The 22853-nt window shown below is 70.1% G+C and carries 6 protein-coding genes; 4 read left to right on the forward strand and 2 right to left on the reverse strand.

Annotated elements, in window-relative coordinates:
• Positions 1-436: 436 nt before the first annotated feature.
• Complete coding sequence (locus NGR01S_RS04725; protein WP_169811862.1) at positions 437-17647, forward strand: non-ribosomal peptide synthetase; 17211 nt, start codon at positions 437-439, stop codon at positions 17645-17647.
• Positions 17644-18366: a DUF6875 domain-containing protein gene (locus NGR01S_RS04730; RefSeq protein ID WP_063034878.1), complete on the forward strand. Its 723-nt coding sequence runs from the start codon at positions 17644-17646 to the stop codon at positions 18364-18366. Before NGR01S_RS04725 ends, NGR01S_RS04730 begins: the two co-directional genes overlap by 4 nt.
• A 35-nt stretch (positions 18367-18401) precedes the next feature.
• On the opposite strand, the gene NGR01S_RS04735 is transcribed toward NGR01S_RS04730, so the two are convergent.
• Entirely contained in the window at positions 18402-19307 is a 906-nt protein-coding gene (locus tag NGR01S_RS04735; RefSeq protein ID WP_063034879.1) for an SAM-dependent methyltransferase, read from the reverse strand.
• A 260-nt stretch (positions 19308-19567) separates the two neighbouring features.
• On the reverse strand, positions 19568-20983 hold the full coding sequence (locus NGR01S_RS04740) for a bifunctional lysylphosphatidylglycerol flippase/synthetase MprF (protein ID WP_084480360.1): 1416 nt from the start codon (positions 20981-20983) through the stop codon (positions 19568-19570).
• Between the two features lie 500 nt (positions 20984-21483).
• Between NGR01S_RS04740 and NGR01S_RS04745 the strand changes: the two genes are divergently transcribed.
• Complete coding sequence (locus tag NGR01S_RS04745) at positions 21484-21660, forward strand: hypothetical protein (protein WP_157107112.1); 177 nt, start codon at positions 21484-21486, stop codon at positions 21658-21660.
• Complete coding sequence (locus tag NGR01S_RS04750) at positions 21660-22820, forward strand: AI-2E family transporter (RefSeq protein ID WP_084480361.1); 1161 nt, start codon at positions 21660-21662, stop codon at positions 22818-22820. Before NGR01S_RS04745 ends, NGR01S_RS04750 begins: the two co-directional genes overlap by 1 nt.
• Positions 22821-22853: the final 33 nt, after the last annotated feature.

Consider the following 22853-nt stretch of genomic DNA (forward strand, 5'->3'; position numbering starts at 1 on the left):
GCGGCCGTGATTCCATGCCTGCCGAGTGCCGTACCCACACTCCGGACGAAGGCGTTCATGCAGTGCCGTCCCGGCGCGGCCGGTGAAGAAACAATAATGTGCCGCGCGATCAGTACACCCGAGGGTTATCCCGGCAACCGGCCCGGCGCCCCGTTACGAAAAATCGTGCTCTAATTCACGATTACCGGTTCTCGGCGCCGAAAGTGTTCACAAGGTGCAATGAATTCCATCGATGGTGTTTATCGCAGCGTGACGGAGTTCGATATTTTACGGGGACCTCGACATGGTCGATACCGTAAGGACTGGATCCGGTTACGGCATTCGCCGCCGATTCCGGGGCCCGGACAAAGAATCGTGGACGGTAAGCGAAATTTCGGTCTGTACTCGGGCAAAAACCTCTGCTTACACTGAGGGCGGCCGCTTATGGAGGAGAGCTATGGACCGCTCGGACCCCAATTTCGAGCCAGGATCGGGCGGAAACGGGACGGCCTGGTCCGGGACTACGGTCGGGAATCCCGTTCCCCTGTCCGCCGGGCAGCGGGGATTGTGGCTCGCGCAGCAGCTGCGCCCGGATGTCCCGATATCCGAAGCGCAGTACATAGAACTACACGGCGACCTCGATATCGAGCTACTGCGCCGCAGTCTGCTTCGAGCCGGACACGAATTCCAATCCGGGTATATGCGCCTGGTCGAGAACGACGGCGAACCGCAGCAGCTGTACGACCCATATCTGGAGTCGACGGGACCGGTCCTCGATATGCGGGGCGAACCGGATCCGATGGCGGCGGGTCTGCAGTGGATGCGCCGCGAATACACTGCACCACTCGATATCGTCCGGGACCGCTTGTTCGCCGGAGCACTGTTACAGGTCGGCGACAGGCATTACCTGTGGTACAACCGGGTTCACCATGTCGCGCTGGACGGCTACGGCGCGATGACCATGGTGAACCGGGTCGCGGCACTGTACACCGCGGCCGTGCGGGATGGGACCGCGGACCATGGCACGCCGGCGGAGCCGTGCCGGGCGGCGGACCTGCGCACGCTGTACGAAGCGGACCGCAGCTACCGGGAGTCGAAGCGGTTCACCGATGACCGCGCGTATTGGCTGGAGCGGCTCGCCGGTGCCGTGGAGGGATCGAGTCTCGCGACCGGTTCCGCGCCCGCGTGCGCGGAAAGTGTGGCCGTGCTCGGCGAACTGGCGCCGGCCACGGTGGCCCGGATAGACCGGTCCGCGACAGCGCTGGCCGCGAGCCCGGCCGCCGTGGTGATCGCCGCCTTCGGGTGCTACCTGGCCCGGATGACCGGCCGGGACGACGTGCTGGTCGATATCCCGGTATCGGGGCGCACCACCGCCGTACTGCGGCGCTCCGGGGGCGTGTTCGTCAATGTCGCACCGTTCCCGATCGAGCTCGGCGACGGGGAAACGGTGGCGACCCTGGTGCGGCACGTGCAGTCCGACCTGATCGGCGCCCTGCGGCACCAGCGCTGCGGCCTCTACGATATCCGCGCCGCCGCCGGAAGCGACGGCCAGCGCCTTTTCGCCGGCCCGATGGTGAACGTCATGTTCTTCCCCCAGAAGATACGGTTCGGGCCGGTCACCGGGGAATTCCATATCCTCAGTTCCGGCCCGGTCGACGATCTGCTGGTCGATCTCTACCAGACCGGCGATCCACCGCGGACGATCCTGCACTTCATGGCCAACCCCGACCTCTATACCGAAGCCGAACTGGCGGCACACCGGACCGGATTCGCGCGGTTCCTGGATGCCTTCGCGGCCGCCGGGCCGGACACCGGCCTCGGGCAGGTCCACCCCGACAGCGCCCGCAGCGGCGCCCGGATCCGGCGCCGGCGCGAAACCCTCGCGTTCTGGCAGGCCACGCTCGCCGACCTACCGGAGGAGTTGCCGCTACCGTTCGATCGGCCACGGCCGGCAGTGGCGTCGGACCGGCGCGGGACCCGCCGGTCCGCAGTGGACACGGGCCTGGCCGACGCGCTCGAAGGACTCGCACGGGACCGTGGTACATCGTTGTCCACGGTGGTCCGTGCCGCGACGGCGGTGCTGCTCGCCCGGTTGAGCGGTTCCGGTGATATCGCGATCGGCGCCCCGGTGGCCCGGTGTGGTGCCGTCACACCGAACGGTGCGGACCGGGAGTTCGCCGATGCGGTGGTATTGCGGACCGAGATAGATCCCGATGAATCGTTCACCGGGCTCGTCGACCGCGTTTCGCGGGTCGAGGCCACCGCCTTCGACCACGCCGAAATCCCGTTCGAGCGGCTGGTCGAGGAGCTGCGCCCACCTCGCTCACCGGCCCGGCATCCGCTGTTCCAGGTGATGGTGGCGTGCGGGCGCCCACCGCACGTGGGGCCGGACGCGAGCGACCCGGATACCGGGGTGACGGGTCTTCCCGATGCACCCGGGCCGGATCTGCGGGTCGCGGTATCCGCCACCGGCCCGGCCGGATCGACCGTCACGGTCGATTACTCGGCGGACCTGTTCGATCCGGGCACGGTCGACTCCCTGATCGACCGATGGATCCGGATACTGCGAGCGGTGACCGCCGAGCCGGAAGCCGCGGTGGGATCGGTGGACATACTCGATGCCGACGAACGCGCGGAATTGCTGACCCGGTCCGGTCCCGGCGCCCCGGCTCCCCGTACCTTCGCCGAACTGCTGGCCGCGGCCGCCGCCCGGGACCCCGGCGCGCCGGCGCTCGTATTCGGCGATACCCGGCTCGACTACCGGGAGCTGAACGAGCGCTCCAACCATTGGGCGCGGGTACTCATCGAGCGGGGCGCGGGGCCGGAAAGCGTGGTCGCCGTGGCGATGCCGCGCTCCGCCGACTCCGTGCTCGCCCTGTGGGCGGTGGCGAAGTCCGGCGCCGCGTTCCTCCCGATCGATCCGTCGTATCCGGCTGCCCGGATCGCCCATATGGTCGCCGACTCCGGGACCACACTCGGTCTCACGGTCGGCGGGGTGCGCGAGAAACTACCCGGAACCGTCGACTGGCTGCTACCCGGCGCCCACGACCCGCCCGGCGACGCCCGGCCGGTCACCGACCACGACCGGACCACCGGGCTGCGGCCCGCGCATCCGGCCTACCTGATCTACACCTCCGGTTCCACCGGCACGCCGAAAGGCGTGACCGTGACCCATGCCGGGCTGTCCGCCCTCGCTGCCGAACAGCGCGAACGCTATACGGTCACCGGAGATTCGCGCACCCTGCACCTCGCCTCACCGAGCTTCGATGCCTCGGTCTGGGAATTACTTCTCGCGGTGGGCGCCGGCGCCACGATGGTCATCGCCGAAACCGGTACCTACGGCGGCGCGGAGCTCGCCGATCTGATACGCCGTGAGCGGGTGACGCATGCGGTGGCGACCCCGGCGGCACTGGCCTCGGTGGACCCGGCCGGGCTGGACTGCCTGCGCGTCGTCGTTGCCGCGGGTGACGCCTGCCCGCCGGAGCTGGTGCGGCGCTGGGCTGTCGGGGGACGCGAGTTCTTCGACGCCTACGGGCCGACCGAGGTCACGATCATGGCGAACCACAGCGCCCCGTTGGCGCCGGGCGATCCGATCACCATCGGCGGTCCGATCCGTGGTGCCACGGAATGGGTACTGGACCGGCGGCTGGAACCCGTCCCGGTGGGCGTGGCCGGTGAGTTGTACGTCGCGGGCGCGCTGCTCGCCCGCGGCTATCACCATCGACCGGGCGCGACCGCCGCGCACTTCGTCGCCTGCCCGTGGGAGCCCGGTCGGCGAATGTACCGCACCGGGGATATGGTCCGCTGGACCGCCGACGGCGCCATCCAGTATCTGGGTCGCTCGGATTTCCAGGTCGAGATCCGGGGTGTGCGGATCGAACTCGGCGAGATCGATACCGCCCTGACGGCCTGTGAGTCCGTCGCCTTCGCCGTCACCGTCGGCCACCGCACCGGCTCCGGGACCGCCGCGCTGGCCTCCTACGTCGTACCCGCACCCGATCATTCGATCGATATCGCGTTCCTGACCGAACACCTGCGCGGCCTGCTACCGACCTATATGGTCCCGCCCTCGATCACGGTGCTCGAGCATATTCCGCTCACACCGGCGGGCAAACTGGACCGCAAGGCGCTCCCGGAGCCCGTCGTCACCGGCACCGCGCCGTTCCGGCCGCCCGGGACCCCGGTCGAACGGACCATCGCACGAGTTTTCGCCGAGGTGCTCGGCCTCGGCACGGTCGGTCTCGACGATTCCTTCTTCGCGCTCGGCGGCGACAGCCTGACAGCGACGCGGGTCGCCGCCCGGCTCGGGACCGCACTGGGTGCCGAGATCCCGGTGCGATTGCTCTTCGAGGCGCCACGGGTGTCCGAACTGGCCACCCACGTGGAAGGGCAGATGCGTGCGGGGCGGCAACGCCCGCCGCTGGTCGCCGGACCCCGGCCCGGCCTCGTGCCCCTGGCACCCGCCCAGCAGCGAATGTGGTTCTTCAACCAGTACGACACCGCTTCCGGTGCCTACAACATGCCGATCGCGGTCCGGCTGCGGGGCGAACTCGACCTCGGCGCCCTGCGCGCGGCGATGGCCGACGTCTTGGGCAGACACGAATCACTGCGGACGCGTTATCCCGAAAAGGACGGAACACTGACCCAGGTGGTCGAACCGGTCGGCGCCGTCGATGCCGAGCTGAGTCCGGTACCGGTCGGGCCGGACCGGGTGGTCGCCGCGATCACCGCATTCGTCCACGAAGGCTTCGACGTGAGCGCCCGGGTACCGGTGCGTACCCGGTTGTTCCGCGTAACCGGGGGTGCGGAGACAGAGTACGTGCTGGCCGTGGTGGTGCACCATATCGCCGCGGACGGTTTCTCGATGGCGCCGCTGGCCCGCGATGTGACGATCGCGTATGCCGCCCGGGCCCGTGGCCAGGCGCCGTCGTGGCCGCCGCTGCCCGTCCAGTACGCCGACTACGCCCTGTGGCAGCGCGCTGTCCTGGGCGACCCCGGCGACCCCGGATCGCTGAGCGCCCGGCAGATCCGGTACTGGACGGAAACGCTCGCCGATCTACCGGAAGAGCTGCGCCTGCCATTCGACCGACCGCGGCCGGCGGTGCGGTCCAACCGGGGTGCGAGCCACCGGTTCGGCTTGGGCACGGATCTGGTGGCGAAGCTGCGTGTGTTCGCCCGCGACCGCAGCTCGTCGTTGTTCATGGTGATCCACGCCGCGCTCGCGGCGACCCTCGCCCGGTCGAGCGGTTCCGGCGATATCGCGATCGGGACGCCGGTGGCCGGGCGAGGTGCCGCCGTCCTCGACGATGTGATCGGAATGTTCGTCAATACCGTGGTCCTGCGCACGGATGTCGATCTCGCCGAGCCGTTCACCGCTTTTCTCGATCGGGTCGAGCGGATCGATCTGGCCGCGTTCGGTAACGCCGACGTTCCCTTCGAACAATTGGTGGACGAGCTCGCTCCGGAGCGTTCGCAGTCGCGGCATCCGCTGTTCCAGGTGCTGCTGGCCTTCCAGAATCTGGCCCGCGCCGAACTGCAACTACCCGGGCTGGACGTCTCGGTGCTCGATCTGCCCGAGGATGTGTCCCGGTTCGATCTGCAACTGATGCTGGCCGACGACGAGGGCGGTGGGCTGGCGGTGACCGTCACCTACTCGACGGAGCTGTTCGAGGCGCGCACGGTGGAATCCCTGGTGCGCCGATGGGTGCGGATACTGGACGCGGTGGCGGTCGATCCGGTGGTTCCTCTGGGATCGATCGAGGTACTCGGGCCCGCCGAGCAGGCCGATCTGCTCACGCGTTCCGGTCCGCCCGGTGTCGCGCACCGCACCCTGGCCGAATTGCTGGCCGCCGGCGCCGTCCGGGATCCCGCGGCGACCGCGCTCGTCTTCGACGGTGCCCACATCGATTATCGGGAACTGGGCGACCGCAGCCGCCGAACGGCCGGGATGCTCATCCGGCGGGGTGTCGGTCCGGGTGACATCGTCGCGGTGGCCATGCCACGGTCCGCGGATTTCGTTCTCGCGGTGTGCGCGGTGGCCGCGTCCGGTGCCGCGTTCCTGCCGATCGACCCGGCCTATCCGGCGGCCCGGATCACCCATATGATCACCGATTCCGGCGCCGTACTCGGTCTGACGATCGCCTCGGCACGCGACCGGCTCCCCGGCACCATCGACTGGCTGACACCGGCTGACATCCCGGTGGGGGACGGCGATGCCGGGCCGATCTCCGATGCCGACCGGGTGCGCCCACTGCGTCTGGACGATCTCGCCTATGTCATCTACACCTCCGGGTCGACCGGCGTGCCGAAAGCCGTCGCGGTGGGGCACCGCGGGCTGGCCGGCTGCGCGACCGAGCACCATGAGGGCCTGCACATCGGGCCCGGCTCGCGGGTGCTGTGCCTGTCCTCGCCGAGCTTCGATGTCTCGATACTGGAACTGTTGTCGGCCCTGGTCGCGGGCGCGACGATGGTTATCGCGCCCGATGATGTCAATGGCGGCGACGCACTCGGCGAACTTCTCGACCGCGAGCGGGTCGGCCATGTGTTCATCACCCCTTCCGCGCTGTCCACCGTCGATGCCATCCGGTGGCCGCTACCGCACCTGCGCACCCTGATGGTCGGTGGCGAGAGCTACGGGACCGACCTGGTCGAGCGCTGGAGCCACGGCCACGAGGTGTTCGACGAATACGGACCCACCGAGGTAACGGTCGCCGCGACCCGCTCCGCCCCGATGCGGGCGGGCGAGCCGGTGACGATCGGTAGGCCGATCCGCGGTGTCACGGTATGGATTCTGGATCAGCGGCTGCAACCCGTCCCCGACGGTGTCACCGGTGAGCTGTATGTCGCGGGGCCGCTGCTCGCCCGCGGCTACCATCGCCGGCCGGGCACGACCGCCGAACGCTTCGTCGCCTGCCCGTGGAAACCCGGATGGCGGATGTACCGCACCGGGGATATGGCCCGGTGGGCCGCGGACGGGACCATCCAGTATCTGGGCCGGGCGGATTTCCAGGTCAAGATCCGCGGCCTGCGTATCGAACTCGGGGAGATCGACGCGGTCCTGGGCGCGCACGAATCCGTCGGATTCGCCATCACCGTCGGCCACCGCGGCACCGCCGGCACCATGGCACTGGCCTCCTATGTCGTAGCCGCGCCGGACCGTTCGATCGATATCGGCCGGCTGCAGGATTTCCTCGGCGATCGTCTGCCGTCCTATATGATCCCGCCGTCCATCACCGTGCTCGAACACATTCCGCTCACACCGGCGGGCAAACTGGACCGAAAAGCGCTGCCGGATCCGGTCCGCGCGGACAGTGCGCCCTTCCGGGCGCCGCGGACACCGCTCGAACGCGCCATTGCCGGGGCATTCGTCGATGTACTCGGCGTCGACACCGTGGGTCTCGACGACTCGTTCTTCGCGCTCGGCGGCGACAGCATCATGTCGATCATGCTGGTGACGCGGGCCCGGACAGCGGGCGTGCTGTTCTCCGCGCGTGATGTGTTCGACCACCGGACGGTCGCCGGGCTGGCCCGGGTCGCCGTCCGCGACGACGAGGCCGCACGCGCATCCGGTGCGGTGGAACCACCGGGCGGGGGCGTGGGACCGATTCCGCTGACGCCGGTGATGCACTGGTTCACCGAACACGCGTCCTCCGGGTCGGGCCGCATCGCCCAGGCCGTGATGCTGGCCCTGCCCGCCGGAACAGAGCGGCGGCGGCTGGCCGAAACCGTGCAGGCGGTCCTCGATCGGCACGATATGCTGCGCTCCCGGTTGCGGCCGGCCGGCGACGGTGGCCGGACCTGGGAGACGTTGCCGGTCGGCGCGATCCGATCCGACGAGATCATCCACCGGGTGGTTACGGACGCGGCGCCGGGCAGCCCCGGATTCCGCACCGTGACCGCCGCGGAATCCGTGGCCGCGGCGAACCGGCTCGATCCGGGTACGGGCCCCGTGGTGCAGGTGGTCTGGTTCGACGCGGTGGACCCCGCGGTGCCGGACCGGATGCTGATGCTGGTGCATCATTCGGCGATCGACGGGGTCTCCTGGCGGGTGCTGGTACCGGATCTCGCGATCGCCTGGGCGCGGGGGGAATCCGGCGAACCACCCGATCTCGCCCCGGTGGGGACATCGATGCGCGCCTGGGCACACGGACTCGTCGAGGCGGCCCACCGTCCGGAGCGGACCGCGGAACTGGGCCGGTGGCAGGCCGCGGCCGTGGAACCCGATCCGGTGCTCGGGTCCCGTCACCTGGACCCCGCGATCGATGTGGCCGATACGGTGCGCACGGTCGAGGTGGAGCTTCCGGCCGAGGTCACCGCGGCGCTGGCGACCGATGTGCCCGCCGCGTTCCACGGCACCGTGGCCGACGGTCTGCTGACCGCGCTGGCGCTGGCGACGACGATGTGGCGCCGCGAACGCGCGGCCACCGGTGACCGGTCCGCGACAACGGTGATCGGCCTCGAGGGTCACGGTCGCGAGGAAGAGGTCGTCCCGGGCGCGGATCTGACGCGGACGGTCGGCTGGTTCACCACGAGTTTTCCGATGCGACTGAATCTTTCCGATATCGACGTCGACGACGCGTGCACCGGTGGACCGGCGCTCGGGGCGGCGGTCAAGGCCGTCAAGGAACAGCTGCGGGCCCTCCCGGACCACGGCATCGGCTACGGGCTGCTGCGCTACCTGAACGAGGACACCGCGCCGGCACTGCGCGCCCTGCCCGCGCCGCAGATCGGGTTCAACTATCTCGGCCGCATCATCGCCGGGCCCCGCGGGCAAGCGCAGCCATGGCAGCCGGTGGACGACGGTGGCGACTTCTCCGCCGCCGAACTCGCCCGGGCCCTGAACCCGGATATGCCGGTGACAGCGGCGCTCGATATCACCGCCCGGATCGTCGACGACGGGGCCCGGCAGCGCCTGCGGGCGATCTGGTCGTATCCCGCCGGAGTACTGGATGCCGCGGAGGTCCGCCGGGTCGCGCACTCGTGGGTGGACATACTGACCGCGCTGGCGGCATACGCCCGGGGTCCCGGCACCGGGGGATGGACGCCGTCGGATCTGGATCTGGTCCGGCTGCGACAGTCCGAGATCGAGCGGCTCGAGCAGAGATACCCGGCGGTACAGGACATCTGGCCGTTGACCCCGTTGCAGGAGGGTCTGCTGTTCCACGCGCTGGCCGCCGAGGAAGCGACGGACGCGTATGTGGTGCAGTTGGTCCTCGAACTGCGGGGGCGGGTGGATCGGGAGCGGCTGCGGCGCGCCGGACAACTGTTGCTCGACCGCCATGCGAACCTGCGCACCGCATTCGTCACCGATATCGGACCGGTTCAGGTGGTCGACAGCGGGGTGTCGGCGCCCTGGTCGGAGGTCGATCTGTCCGGGCCCGACGATGCTGCGCGGGCTCGGGAATGGGAGCTGCTCACGGCCGCGGACCGGGCGACCCGGTTCGACCCGGCGCGCCCCCCACTGCTGCGCTGGATGCTGGTCACCACGGGGCCGGACAGCTACCGGCTGGTACTCACCCAGCATCATCTGCTGCTCGACGGCTGGTCCACCCCGCTGCTCCTGCGCGAGTTGCTGGTGCTCTACGCCACCGACGGTGACGTCGCGGTGCTCCCCCCGGTACGGCCCTACCGGGACTTCCTGGCATGGCTCGGCGCGCAGGACCGGGCCGCGGCGCTCGAGGCCTGGGCCCGCGCATTCGACGGCGCCGACGAGCCGACCCTGGTGGCTCCCGCGGACCCCGGGCGCGGCTACACCGGATCCCGTGATGTGACCGGCGAACTCACCGAGGAACAGACCGTGCGGCTGACCGGCCTCGCACAGACCCGGGGAGTCACTTTCAATACGGTGCTCCAGGGGGCCTGGGCGATCGTGCTGGGCCTGCTGGCATCCCGCGACGATGTGACATTCGGGACGACGGTCTCCGGGCGTTCCCCGCAGCTTCCGGATGTCGAATCGATGATCGGGTTGTTCGTCAACACTCTGCCGGTGCGGGTCCGTCTCGACCCCGCCGAGAGCGTGGGGCACCTGCTGGAACGGATCCAGGCGGAGCAGGCGGCCCTGCTTGATCACCACCACGTCGGCCTGACCGATATCGAACACGCGGCCGGGCCGGGGGCGGTGTTCGACACCATGACGGTGTTCGAGTCCTATCCGGTCGACCGCGGCGGGCTGACCGCGGAGACCGATATCGCCGGCCTGCGGGTCGCCGACGTGACCGGTACCGACGCCGCCCACTATCCGCTGGGCGTGGTCGCGCACCTCGACACCCGGCTCCATCTGCGCGTCAAATACCTGCCCGAACTCTTCGATCGCGACGCGCCGGCCGCGATACTGCGCCGGATACTGCGCGTACTGGACCTCTTCGCCGCGGATCCCGATCGGCCGCTGGGCCGTCTGGATCCGCTCTTCCCGGCGGAGTACCAGGAGCTGCTGTCGGTATCGGGTGATCCGGCGGTGCCCGAGCGGGTCCTCCCGGACCTGCTGGCCGCCGGCCGGGACCCGGCAGCGGTGGCGGCGGTGTGCGGAGATCGGCGGTGGACCTACCGCGAACTCGACGCGGAATCGAACCGGCTGGCACGGTGCCTGATCGCCCGCGGTGCCGGACCGGAAACCGGTGTCGCGGTGGGGTTGCCGCGATCGGTCGAGTCGGTGCTGGCGATCTGGGCCGTCGCCAGATCGGGGGCGGCGTTCGTTCCGGTCGACCCCGCGTACCCCGTGGGCCGGATCGACCACATGCTCGCCGATTCCGGTGTGACGGTGGGAATCACCTCGGCGCAGTGGCGGGACCGGCTACCCGGACGGGCGCGCTGGCTGGTCCTCGACGAACCGGCGACGGCCGCGGAGATCGCGGCCACGACGGCGGCGCCGGTGACCGACGCGGAGCGCAACCTGCCGGTGCGGGCCCATCAGGTGGCGTATGTGATCTACACGTCCGGTTCCACCGGGGTACCGAAGGGTGTCATGGTCTCGCATCGAGGGTTGGCCAATCTGGTCGCCGAACAGCAGTCGCGTTTCGGTATCGGGCCGGCCACCCGGGTACTGCACGCCGCCTCGCCCAGTTTCGACGCGGCGGTCCTGGAACAGTTGTGCGCGTTCGCATCGGGCGGGCAGCTCGTGATCGCGCCGCCCGACGCCTACGGCGGTGCCGAACTGTCCCGGATCCTGCGCCGGGAGCGCGTGTCCCATGCCGCGCTCACCCCCACGGTGCTGGGAACGATCGACCCGGCCGGGCTGGAATGCCTGGAAACCGTCGCGCTGGGCGGCGAGGTGCCCTCACCGGAACTGGTATCGCAATGGGCACCGGGCCGGACCCTGGTCAACACCTACGGTCCCGCGGAGGCCACGGTCGAAACCGATGCCACCGCGCCGCTGGCGGCGGACGCGGCGGTAACCATCGGTGGACCGATCCGTGGGGTCGGACAGGTCGTCCTCGACACCTGGTTGCGGCCGGTGCCGGTCGGGATCGTGGGCGAGTTGTACCTGGCCGGTCCGGGCCTGGCCCGCGGCTACCGCAACCGGACGGGGACGACCGCGGCGCGGTTCGTCGCCGATCCGTTCGCGGGGCCGGGGCGGCGGATGTATCGCACCGGCGATCTGGTGCGCTGGTCGCGGCAACCGGACGGGCGCCTGGCACTCGAGTATGTGGGCCGGGCCGATTCGCAGGTGAAGATTCGCGGTTTCCGCATCGAACTCGGCGAAGTCGAAGCGGTGCTGCGGGCCTGCCCGGGGGTGGCGCGCGCCGCGGCGGCCGTGCACCGCGACCCGGCCACCGGGGACCGGTTGATCGGATATCTGATCCCCGAACCCGGGGCCGAGATCGATCCCGCCACGGTACTCGCCGGGGCCGGCGAACGGTTGGCCTCGCATATGGTTCCCGCGCATGTGATGGTGCTCGACGCACTGCCGCTCACCGCGAGCGGCAAACTCGATCGCGCCGCGCTCCCCGCGCCGGACTTCGCCGCGGCCCGGACCGTATCCCGGGCTCCGGTCACCGAGGCGGAGCAGACGCTGGCGCAACTGTTCGAGGAGGTACTAGGACTCGACGAGGTCGGTGCGGACGATTCGTTCTTCGCCCTGGGCGGGGACAGCATCATGGCCATCCAGCTGGTGACCCGGGCGCGGGCGGCGGGACTGGTGTTCTCGGCGGGTGCGGTGTTCGATCATCGCACGGTCGCCGGACTGGCCAGGATCGCGAAGCCCGGCAGCGATTCCGCGGCACCCGCGCGTCCGGCGGAACTGCCGGGCGGGGGCGTGGGACCGGTGCCACTCACCCCGATCATGTGCTGGATGTTCGAACGCGGTGGCTTCGACCGTTTCTGCCAATGGGTCGAGCTGAACCTGCCGGCCGATATCGACGCCGCCGGTATCGGCGCCACCGTACAAGCGGTACTCGATCACCACGACATGCTGCGGGCCCGGCTGCACCCCGACCCGGCGCACCCGTCGGGGTGGGCGCTGCGCGTGGAACCGGCCGCGGTATCGGCCGCCGCACTCATCCGGCACGTGCCGGCGGACTCGGCCCCCGGCAGCAGCGCGTTCGCCGCGCTCGCCGCGGCCGAGGCCGATGCGGCGGCCGACCGTCTCGATCCCGCGGCGGGTGTGGTGCTGCAACTGGTCTGGCTGGATCCGGCCGACGAGCCGGGCCGGCTGCTCGTCGTCGCGCACCACCTCGTGGTCGACGGTGTGTCGTGGCAGATCCTCGTCCCCGACCTCGTCGCCGCGTGGGCCCAGGTCCGGGCCGGGCAGCGGCCGCGCCTGGCACCCGTCGGCACCTCGATGCGCCGCTGGGCGGACGCGCTGCGCACCGCCGCCGCTGATCACAGCGAACTCGATCGGTGGCGGTCGGTCCTGGGCGCCGACGATCCGCCGCTCGGCCCCCGGCCGATCGATCCGGCCGTGGATACGCAGGCCACCGTCGCCACCGCCGAGATCACGCTGTCTCCCGCGGTCACCCACGAGGTGCTCACCACGCTCCCCCGGGTATTCCGCGGCAATGTGGACGACGCGCTCCTGACCGGACTCGCGCTGGCCCTGCTCCGGTGGCGGCACCGCCGCGGTGCCACCGGCACCGGCACACTGCTCACCCTGGAGAGCCACGGCCGCCACGACACCGTGCTCCCCGGGGCCGACCTCACCCGCACTGTCGGATGGTTCACCACCACCTATCCGGTGTCACTCGACCTGTCCGGGATCGATATCGGCGACGCGTTCGCCGCCGGCGCCGCCGCCGGAGCGGCGATCAAATCGGTCAAAGAACAGCTGCGACAGGTGCCCCGCCACGGAACCGGCTTCGGGTTGCTGCGCTATCTCGACCCCGAAACCGCCCGCGTGCTGCGCGCGCTGCCTGCCCCGCAGGTGAGTTTCAACTATCTCGGCCGGTTCGACACACTGCCCGCGGCGGTATCGCAGGCCGAGTGGATGCCGGCCGGCGCGAGAGCCGCCGGCGGCGCACAGGATCCGGAAGCACCCGTGGCCGCCCTGCTGGGTATCAACGCGGCCACCACCGATGAGCCGGGCGGGCCGGCGCTCACCGCGGCCTGGGAATACCCCACCGGCATTCTCGGCGAGGCCGAGGTCACCGAGCTCATGGAACTGTGGCGCGACGCGGTGACCGCGCTGGCCACGCACGCGGCCCGCCCCGGCAGCGGTGGCCCCACCCCGTCGGATATCGATCTGCTCGACCTGGACCAGGCCGCGATCGACCGGCTCACGGCCCGGCATCCGGGGCTGGACGATATCTGGCCACCCACTCCGCTGCAGTCCGGACTGCTGTTCCACGCCCAGCTGGCGGCCGGCGACCTCGACGCCTATGTGGTGCAGCTCTGCCTGGAACTCGGCGGCACCATCGATGTGGACCGGCTCCGACGCGCCGTGCGGGTTCTTCTCGGGCGGCACCCGAACCTGCGAACCTCTTTCGACCGTGACGGTGCCGGGAGACCGATCCAGGTGGTGCACCGGCACGTCGACGTCCCGTTCGGCCGGATCGGACTGCCGGGCCGGGACGCGGCGGCGACCGAGCTCGAACGAATCATGGCGGCCGACCGCCGCGCCGGTTTCGACCCGACCGTCGCACCGCTGCTGCGGATGACGCTGATCGACCTGGCGCCGCAGCGGTACCGGCTGCTGGTGAGCATGCACCACCTCCTGATCGACGGCTGGTCGACGCCCCTGCTCATCCGGGAACTACTGCAGCTCTACGTCGGCGACGGCGACCCCGCCCTGCTGCCGCCCCCGGTACGCCCCTACCGCGACTATCTGAGCTGGTTGCGGGACCAGGACCGGGACGCCGCGGACGCCGCGTGGGCCCGGGCGTTCGACGGCGCGGCCGAGCCGACGCTGCTGGCACCCGCCGACCGCGGCCGCCGGCAGCGGGCCACCGGGCGCGAGGTCCACCGGCAGTTGAGCGAGGATCGCACCGCGGCGCTGGTCGCGGTGGCCCGGCAGCAGGAGATCACGCTCAACACCATCGTCCAGGCCGCCTGGGCCATAGTGCTCACGGCCGAGACCGGCCGTGCGGATGTGGTGTTCGGCGCCACCGTTTCCGGCCGGCCCCCACAGCTCGCGGGCATCGAATCGATGGTCGGGCTGTTCGTCGACACGGTGCCGGTCCGGGTACGGCTCGCCCCCGCGGACACCCTGGCCCGGCTGCTCCGGCGTATCCGGGACGAACAGACCGCGCTGCTGGACCACCATCACCTCGGGCTGGCGCGAATCCAGAATGTGGCGGGCCGCGGCGCGATCTTCGACACCGTGACCGTCTTCGAGTCCTACCCGATCGATCGGACCGGTTTGTCCGAGGCCGCCGATATCGCGGGGCTGCGTGTCCTGGATATCCACGGACGCGACGCCGCGCACTATCCACTCGGGCTGATCGTCGAACACGGCACCCGGCTGCGCCTCGGCTTCGCATACCTGCCCGAACTCTTCACCCCGGAGCGGATCGAAACGCTCGCCGATCGGGTCCTGCGGGTGCTCGACGCCGTCGCCGAACGTGTCGACCTCCCGGTCACCCGGCTCCGGCTACTGTCACCCGACGAGCAGGCCGCCCTGGTACCGGTCCGGGGCCGCACCGGTACGGCGCCGACGGTGTTACCGCAGGTGCTGATGTCGGCGACGGCACCCGGCGCCGACGCGGTGGCCGGCGACGGCGTACACCTGACCTACCGCGAACTCGACGAGCTCTCCAACCGCTGGGCGCGGGTAATGCTGGATGCCGGGGTCGGGCCGGAGTCCTTTGTGGCGCTGGTGCTACCGCGGTCGGTCGACGCCGTCGTCGCCGTATGGGCGGTCGCGAAAACCGGTGCCGCGTTCGTACAACTCGACCCGGCGGATCCGGACGAGCGCCTCGCGCGCACGCTGACCGATGCCGGCGCCGCCCTCGGTCTTGCCTCGGCGGACGTCCGGCACCGGCTGCCGGACACGATCCCCTGGCTCACCCCTGGCAGCCCGGCCTTCGCGAGGGCCGTCGCCGCGGCGGCACCCGCCCCGATCACCGATGCCGAGCGCACGACCGCGCTCCGCCCGGAGCATCCGGCCTATCTCATCTACACCTCGGGCTCCACCGGCACCCCGAAAGGCGTGGTGGTCACCCATGCCGGGATCGCGAATCTGGCCGCCGAAGCACGGGATCGGTTCGGTCTCACCCCCGCGTCCCGGATACTGGCCGCCGCCGCCCCCGGCTTCGACGTCTCCATTCTGGAATGGCTCGGCGCCGCGTCCGCCGGAGCCACCGCCGTCCTCGCCCCCGCCCGCGTGGTCGCCGGCGCCGAACTGGCCGCGGCGATCGATGCCGGACACATCACCCATGCGGCGCTCACGCCGACCGTGCTGGCCTCGCTGGATCCGGGCGCACTCGGCACGCTCGAGACCCTGGTGCTCGGCGGCGAGACGTGTCCACCCGAGCTGGCGGCCCGATGGACGACGGACCACACAGTGATCAACACCTACGGCGCCACCGAGACCACGATCATGAGCTGCGCCGCCGCACCGCTGCGCACCGTGCCGGACGGCCCGCTCCTCATCGGCGGCCCGGTACGGGGTTTCACCGCCGTGGTGCTCGACAGCGGCCTGTGTCCTGTCCCGCCCGGAGCGGTCGGCGAACTGTACCTGTCCGGACCGGGTCTCGCCCGGTGTTACCACCGGCGCCCCGCCACCACCGCGGCCGCGTTCGTGCCGGATCCATACGGACCGCCCGGCACCCGGATGTACCGGACCGGCGATCTGGTCGCCTGGAACGCCGACCGCTCGCTCCGCTACGCGGGTCGCAGCGACCGGCAGCTCGAGGTCGCGGGCAATCGTGTCGAACCCGGTGAGGTCGAAGCCGCCCTGCGCAGCGGCACGGATATCGCCCAGGCCGCCGTCACGGTCCACAACCGCGGTGACGGTACCGGCAGGCTCGTCGGATACGTCGTCCCCGCCCCCGGCACCACCCCCGATATCCCGGCGCTGACCACCCACCTCGCGACACGGCTGCCCACCCAGATGATCCCGTCCGCCGTCATCGCCCTCGACCGGCTACCGCTCACCGCCACCGGCAAACTGGACTACCGGGCACTCCCCGCACCCGACCGGCCGTCCGCGGTGTACCGGCCGCCGTCCACACCGCTCGAGGTCACCGTGTGCGATGCCTTCGCCGGCATCCTCGAACTGGAACGGGCCGGTGCCGACGACAACTTCTTCGATCTCGGTGGCAACTCACTGGACGCGGCAAGGTTGGCGGCACGGCTGGGTGAGACGACCGGCACCGGGGTGCCGCTCCACTGGGTGTTCACCGATCCGACTCCGCAGTCGCTGGCCCACCACATCGAGTTCCGTCACCTCGGTGACGACGAACCGGCACCCGAGGACGCGCTGGCGGTGCTGCTCCCCCTGCGCGGCACCGGGCACGGGCCGCCGCTGTTCTGTGTCCACCCGGCCATCGGTCTGGCCTGGGGGTTCAGCGGACTGGTGCGCTACCTCGACGCCGACCGCCCCGTCCACGGGCTGCAATCACCCGCGCTCACCGAACCCGATACGCAATTCGCCACCCTGGACGAGCTCGCGGACCGCTATGTCCGGGAGATCAGGGCGGTACAGCCACACGGTCCGTATCATCTGCTCGGCTACTCGCTCGGCGGCACCATCGCCCATGCGATCGCCGTCCGATTGCGCCGGGACGGCGAGCCGGTGGCGACGCTGGCCATGATGGACACCCGCGTCGTCACCGCGGACAGCGTCCGCGCGCCCACACCCACCATCGGAGAAATGCTGACCGAGGCCGGTGCCGCCGACCCGGACTCCGCCGAACTCACCATGGCGGCCGCGGCCGAACTACTACACCGGCAGGGGGGACTCGGCACCCTCCTGACCGCCGAACACCTCACGCGACTGCACCGCGACTACACCCGGCTGGTCGATCTGACCTGGCACCACCGGCCCGGGCTCTTCGACGGTGACCTGATCTATTTCAGCGCCGCCCCGGAGGGCACGGACGACGGCGCCACCCCGGCTCGCGCCTGGGCCGACCACATCACCGGCCGGATCACCGAGCACCGGGTCCCCGTCCGGCACGAACAGATGACCGCGCCCGACGCACTCCGCGCAATCGGGCTCGCCCTCACCCAGCACCTCCACTCCGTCCGGACCACCTCGTCGCCCGGCCCCGACTCCAGCAAGGACACCGAATCATGACCACCGACCGAGTCATAGGTAGACGCTCCGGAATCGAACCTGCCAGCCTGTTCGCGCCCGATCCGGTGAGTGCCGCCCTCGAGCACCCCCGCACCTCCGAACTCCGGCGATGGACTCTGGAATATCTGTGCCGACCGCATCCGGATCTCGGCCGCCACGGTCCCGTCTGTCCGTATATGAGCCACGCCGTCGAGCGCCGGTTCCTGTGGGCGGCGTTCTTCGACGGTCCCGGGATCGGTATCGAGCGTATCGCCGCCATTGTCGACGATCTCTACGAACTGTTCCCCATTCTGCAACCCACCGAAGAGCCCGATGCCCGTTTCAAAGCCGTCCTCGCGGTCTTCCCCGATCTCACCGACTACAGCGGTATCGAAGCCGTCCAGCGCGATCAGAAGACCCGTTTCGTCCACGACGGACTGATGCTCGGGCAGTTCTATCCGGGCTGCACTGTCGCCGGACTGCACAACCCGGACTTCCCGGCTCTCGATTCACCACTCCCCCTGCTCGCCGTGCGGCGTATGGTGGCCACCGATTTCCTGTTCCTCGACACCAGCCACGAGTGGATCGATATCTACCTCCGGATCTTCGCCCCGGCCATTCCCGAGTTCATCACCTCGGCCATGGCCGATCGGCTTGTGCACGAACCCGCTGTCCCGGCGAACGATCCGGCGGCGTCGAAACCGGTGGGTGTGCACGGCGGTGCACCGCGGCCCCCGTGATCACCGGCAGCGCCCGGGCGGCCGGCCGACCCGGCCTACGTCGCCCGGTCCGGATTCCGCACCGCGGCCAGGTACCGCGGTCGTTCCCAGTGCTGTTCGAGTTCTTCGGGGAGTTCCGGAAGAACCAGTCCATAGGTGGCGGCCAATTCGGCGGGTGCCGCGGCCTGCACCGACCAGCCGTGCCCGCTCAGCCACTCCTCCGGATCCGTTCGGTCGTCGGTGTAGAACAGTTCGGCCGGGTCGATACCGCCGAACGGGTTCTTGTCCAAGTACTTCGTTTCGATCTTGGCGAAACTACCGCTCGCCACCCCGTCCGGGATGCTCTCCACCGCGACCCGGCTGCCCACCGGGCTCAGACCACCGATACGCGTGAACAGGGCGTCCTGCGCCGCCCCGGGCAGGTACGGCAGCAGCCCTTCGGCAGACCATGCCGTGGCCGCGGCCGGATCCGCTCCGGCCACCGCCAGCGCGGCCGGCCAGTCGGACCGCAGATCCACGGCCACCGGGCGCCGTTCGGCGCGCGGGGTCGCCCCGTGTTCGGCCAGCACCCGGTTCTTGAACTCGAGCACATCGGGTTGGTCGATCTCGTAGACCACTGTCCCCGCCGGCCAGTCGAGCCGATACGCGCGCGCGTCCAATCCGGCGGCCAATATCACCACCTGGGCGATTCCGTCCGCCGCGGCCGACAGAAAGAAATCATCGAAGAATTTGGTCCGCAGCCCCATGAATCCCGGTACGAGCGGAGTGCCCGCAAGGGTCGGCGGATCGGCCAGTATGTCCAGAAAATGCGGCTCACCGGCGGCGCGCACGAACAGCTCCGCGTACTCGTCGCGGATCAGCGGCTCCGGCAGAGCGGTTTCCAGCGCTCGGAAAGTCGCCACCCCCAGTGCGGTGAGTCCGACACCGGTGACGATATCCCAGACATCTCCTTCGGTTCGCACGACGGAACCTCCCGATCGGTGGATACGGACAAGATGATCAGACACGAAAACTGCACACTGTTTCTGCCGAAGCCCCGAAAAGAAAGGCGAGCCGAGGGGCCGGTCACCGACGATTCTACGTCCGGAAAGGGCGGTCGCGCGGTCCGAACAGGTAATACGGCGGCACAGCCCCCGGTGTCCCACGACCGGACAACACCGCGTGTTTCGTGAAGCGCCGGCCCGGCCCCCATGTCCCGACTCCTACCGCGGCAGGGCCGGCATCAGTGTTCCCGGTGGCGCGGCACGAATTCCAGGGCGAGCAGCGCCGCGGCTGCCACCACTATCTCCCGGCGGCGGATCAAGACATATCGTTGCTCGGACAGGGCATGGAATTTGCACAGAAACCGGTAGAGCGATTCCAGCCGTATCAGTGGATCGCCCAGATGTGCCAGCAGCCGGGCCACCCGGGCGCCGCGTGATGTGTTCCGCCGAGCGAACAACTCTGGAAAAGGCGCGAAGGCCAGGGCGATCCGGTGGATGCCGTGGCCCCGCGCATAGTCGACCAGATCGACGATCATGCGCTCGTTGACACCGTTGTACGCGTCTCGGCGGCGCCATGGGACATCGAGACTGAGTTCTTTTCCTTTTCCGGAGATGCCGTAGCGCTGAAAGCCGACCGCCCGCCCGTCCATGCCGTCGGCGATGACGACAAGCATGTTCGGATGACGGCCGTCGAGCAGATGATCGAGAATCATCGAGAAGCCGCGGACCTGCCTGCCCCGCCTCCATTGGTCGACAATGGCGAGCAGTTCGGCCCGCCGCGCCGCGGTCAGCGACGACTCGTAACGCACCTCGGTGCCGACGCCCGCGTTCACGGTGTGGTTCACCGCCTGACGCAGATTGCGAAACTTGCGGCCGCTCAGGTCGAATCGGTCGACGTCGATGACCACGTCGTTGCCGATCGGCACCGGGTACAGTCCGCGGTGCCGCCCGGCGCGCACCTGCCACAGCTCGGCCAGGCCCGGACTCGCGCCCAGTACCGCGATCCGCCAGCCACGACCGGCGGCGAACTCGGAGAATGCCGAGATCAGGTCCGGGAACGCGGCGCGATCACCGACCGGGTCACCGCCGACGACAGCCACACCGAAGCGGGTGCGATAGCCGATGGCCGCGGTGGATCGCCGATCGAAGAAGTACGCCTTGGCCGAGTGCATGGCGAACGGCGCGAGCGGGTCGCCTTCCGTGCGGCCGACCAGTTCGGCCACCCGATCGATCCGGTAGGGCTGCGACCCGGCCCGCTGCGGCAGCACCAGGACAAAGCCGGTTGCGGCGAGCAGGGCGAAGCCCACGCCGGGATGGTGGATGCGGTAGGCGATACTCGCGATGGCGAGCACCAGGACCGCGACCGTGATGTGCGGGTAGGTGATCGGACGGCGCAGGTATACGCCGCGGGCCACCAGCAGCCCGGACAGCGCGAGCGCGGTCGCCCAGGAACGGGCGGCGCCGCCGCGGGAGGTGACCTCCGCTTCGTATACCAGGACCAGGGCGATCAGCAGGATCGCGATGACCGCCACCACCCGCGCCGCGGGGGTGGCGGGTGCGGTTATTCCGCGATCGAGGAGAGGTGCGCGGCCGCCGGACGCACCCACGGCATCGTCCCCGTGGTGGCGCTCCCCCTGCCATGACCGTTCTGCCATGGTAGTGCTCCCGCTGTTCGCGTACCCGCACCTGCGATATCCGTTTCGGCCGTCGGCCGACTGCAATTCTAGTCATTCGACTCGATCATCGACAGTCGTGGGCGGGCGCCGCCCCGGCGGATGGTGCCGATGCCCCGGTGTGCCAGTTGAATTACCGCGCCCCGCCCCCGGCGGTCCGCGCGCCGAGTTCACTGCGCCGGCGCTGCCGGTACTTCCGCGGGGTCTCCCGTCGCTTCGCGGGTCAGTATGCTGTTCCCGGCCCGGTGGCCGTGGCGCCTTCCGCCGGCAGGGCCGTCGTGACCATTGGATCTCCCACGGCGGGCAGCGAAATCGGCTTCCGCGGAATGTGGGGAGGGCGGCTGTTCGGGTGGTGGAAGCAGCGGCGGGAGGTGGGGCCACCACTCCGGGCGGGCCTGCACCACGTGTCGGACACCTCATGCCTTTGCGGATGACACGTCGGCCCTCTGTTCGTCGGCGTAGTGCAGATCTATGCTCCACATGTGGCCGTGGTCGGCATTGTCGAGCTGCTGCTGGTAGGGCCCGCGTTGCGCACGGAGCGCGAGCGCGGGCAGCCGCTGCCCACCGGCCCACCCCGCCGCATCGGCCTCTCCACATCTTCGCCACACGACATCGCCCGCCGACCGATCCGCCGGCCCGCGACGGATGAGGTGCGGTGATGAGCACGCCCGACGACGAGCCCGGACCGGACCGGGCGCCGGGGTCCGCCCCCGGCACCGATCCGATCGGCGAGGCCGAGCGCACCGCGGCCGCGCTGAGCAGCGGCTCGCAGCCGCGCGGCGGACTCGGCCCTCGATTCGACCGGAACTCCCCCTTCTTCGTCGGGATGACGGCGGCCGCCGGAGTGTTCACGACGATCATCGCCGTGGCGGCGCTGCGGGCGGTGGAATCCGTACTGGTGATGATCGGAGTCGCGTTCTTCCTGGCCCTCGGTCTCGAACCTGTCGTCCAGTGGGCGACCGCGCGCCGGGTACCGCGCTGGGCCGCGGTGACCGTGGTGTTCGTCGTCGGGGGCGCCGCGCTCGCCGGATTGGTGGCCGCGGCGGTCCCCCCACTGACCCAGCAGGCGTCGCAGTTCATCGACGCGGTCCCCCGGTATCTCGATCAGCTCACCGATCCCACGTCCTGGACCGGCCGGCTCAACGACCGGTTCGACCTGCAGAATCGATTGACGCAGGCGTGGAACGGCGCCGGATCGTCGGTGGTCGGGGAGATCGCCACGGCCGGGGAGGCAGTGTTCACCGCGTTGACCGATACCGTCATCGTCACGGTCCTGACCGTCTACTTCCTGGCCGGACTGCCTCGTTTGCGGGCCGCGCTGTACCGGTTCGTGCCCCATTCCCGCCGGCCGCGGGCGATCCTGCTGGGCGACGAGATCTTCGCCAAGGTCGGCGCCTATGTGGCCGGCAATATTCTGATTTCGGTGATCGCGGGGGCGGCGACCTTTCTGTGGCTGGTCGCGTTCTCGGTGCCGTATGCGCTGCTGCTGGCCCTGTTCGTGGCAGTACTCGATCTGGTACCGGTGGTCGGGTCGACCATCGCCGGGATCGCGGTGGCGGCCGTGGCATTGACGGTATCGGTTCCGGTCTGTGTGACCACCGTCGTCTTCTTCGTCACCTTCCGCCTCGCGGAGGATTACCTGCTCGTTCCCAAGATCATCGGAAGGTCGGTGAAAGTCCCCGCGCTGAGCACTCTCCTCGCGGTCCTGCTGGGCGGGGCACTGCTCGGGCTGGTCGGCGCACTGGTGGCGATCCCCGTCGCGGCCGCCCTGCACCTGATCGCCCAGGAGGTACTCTTTCCACGCCTCGACAAGGCGTGACGCGCGGACCGCCGCTTCCTCGGCGACCGGGTC

This window comes from Nocardia grenadensis NBRC 108939 (assembly GCF_001613445.1).
In the GTDB taxonomy this organism is placed as follows: domain Bacteria; phylum Actinomycetota; class Actinomycetes; order Mycobacteriales; family Mycobacteriaceae; genus Nocardia; species Nocardia grenadensis.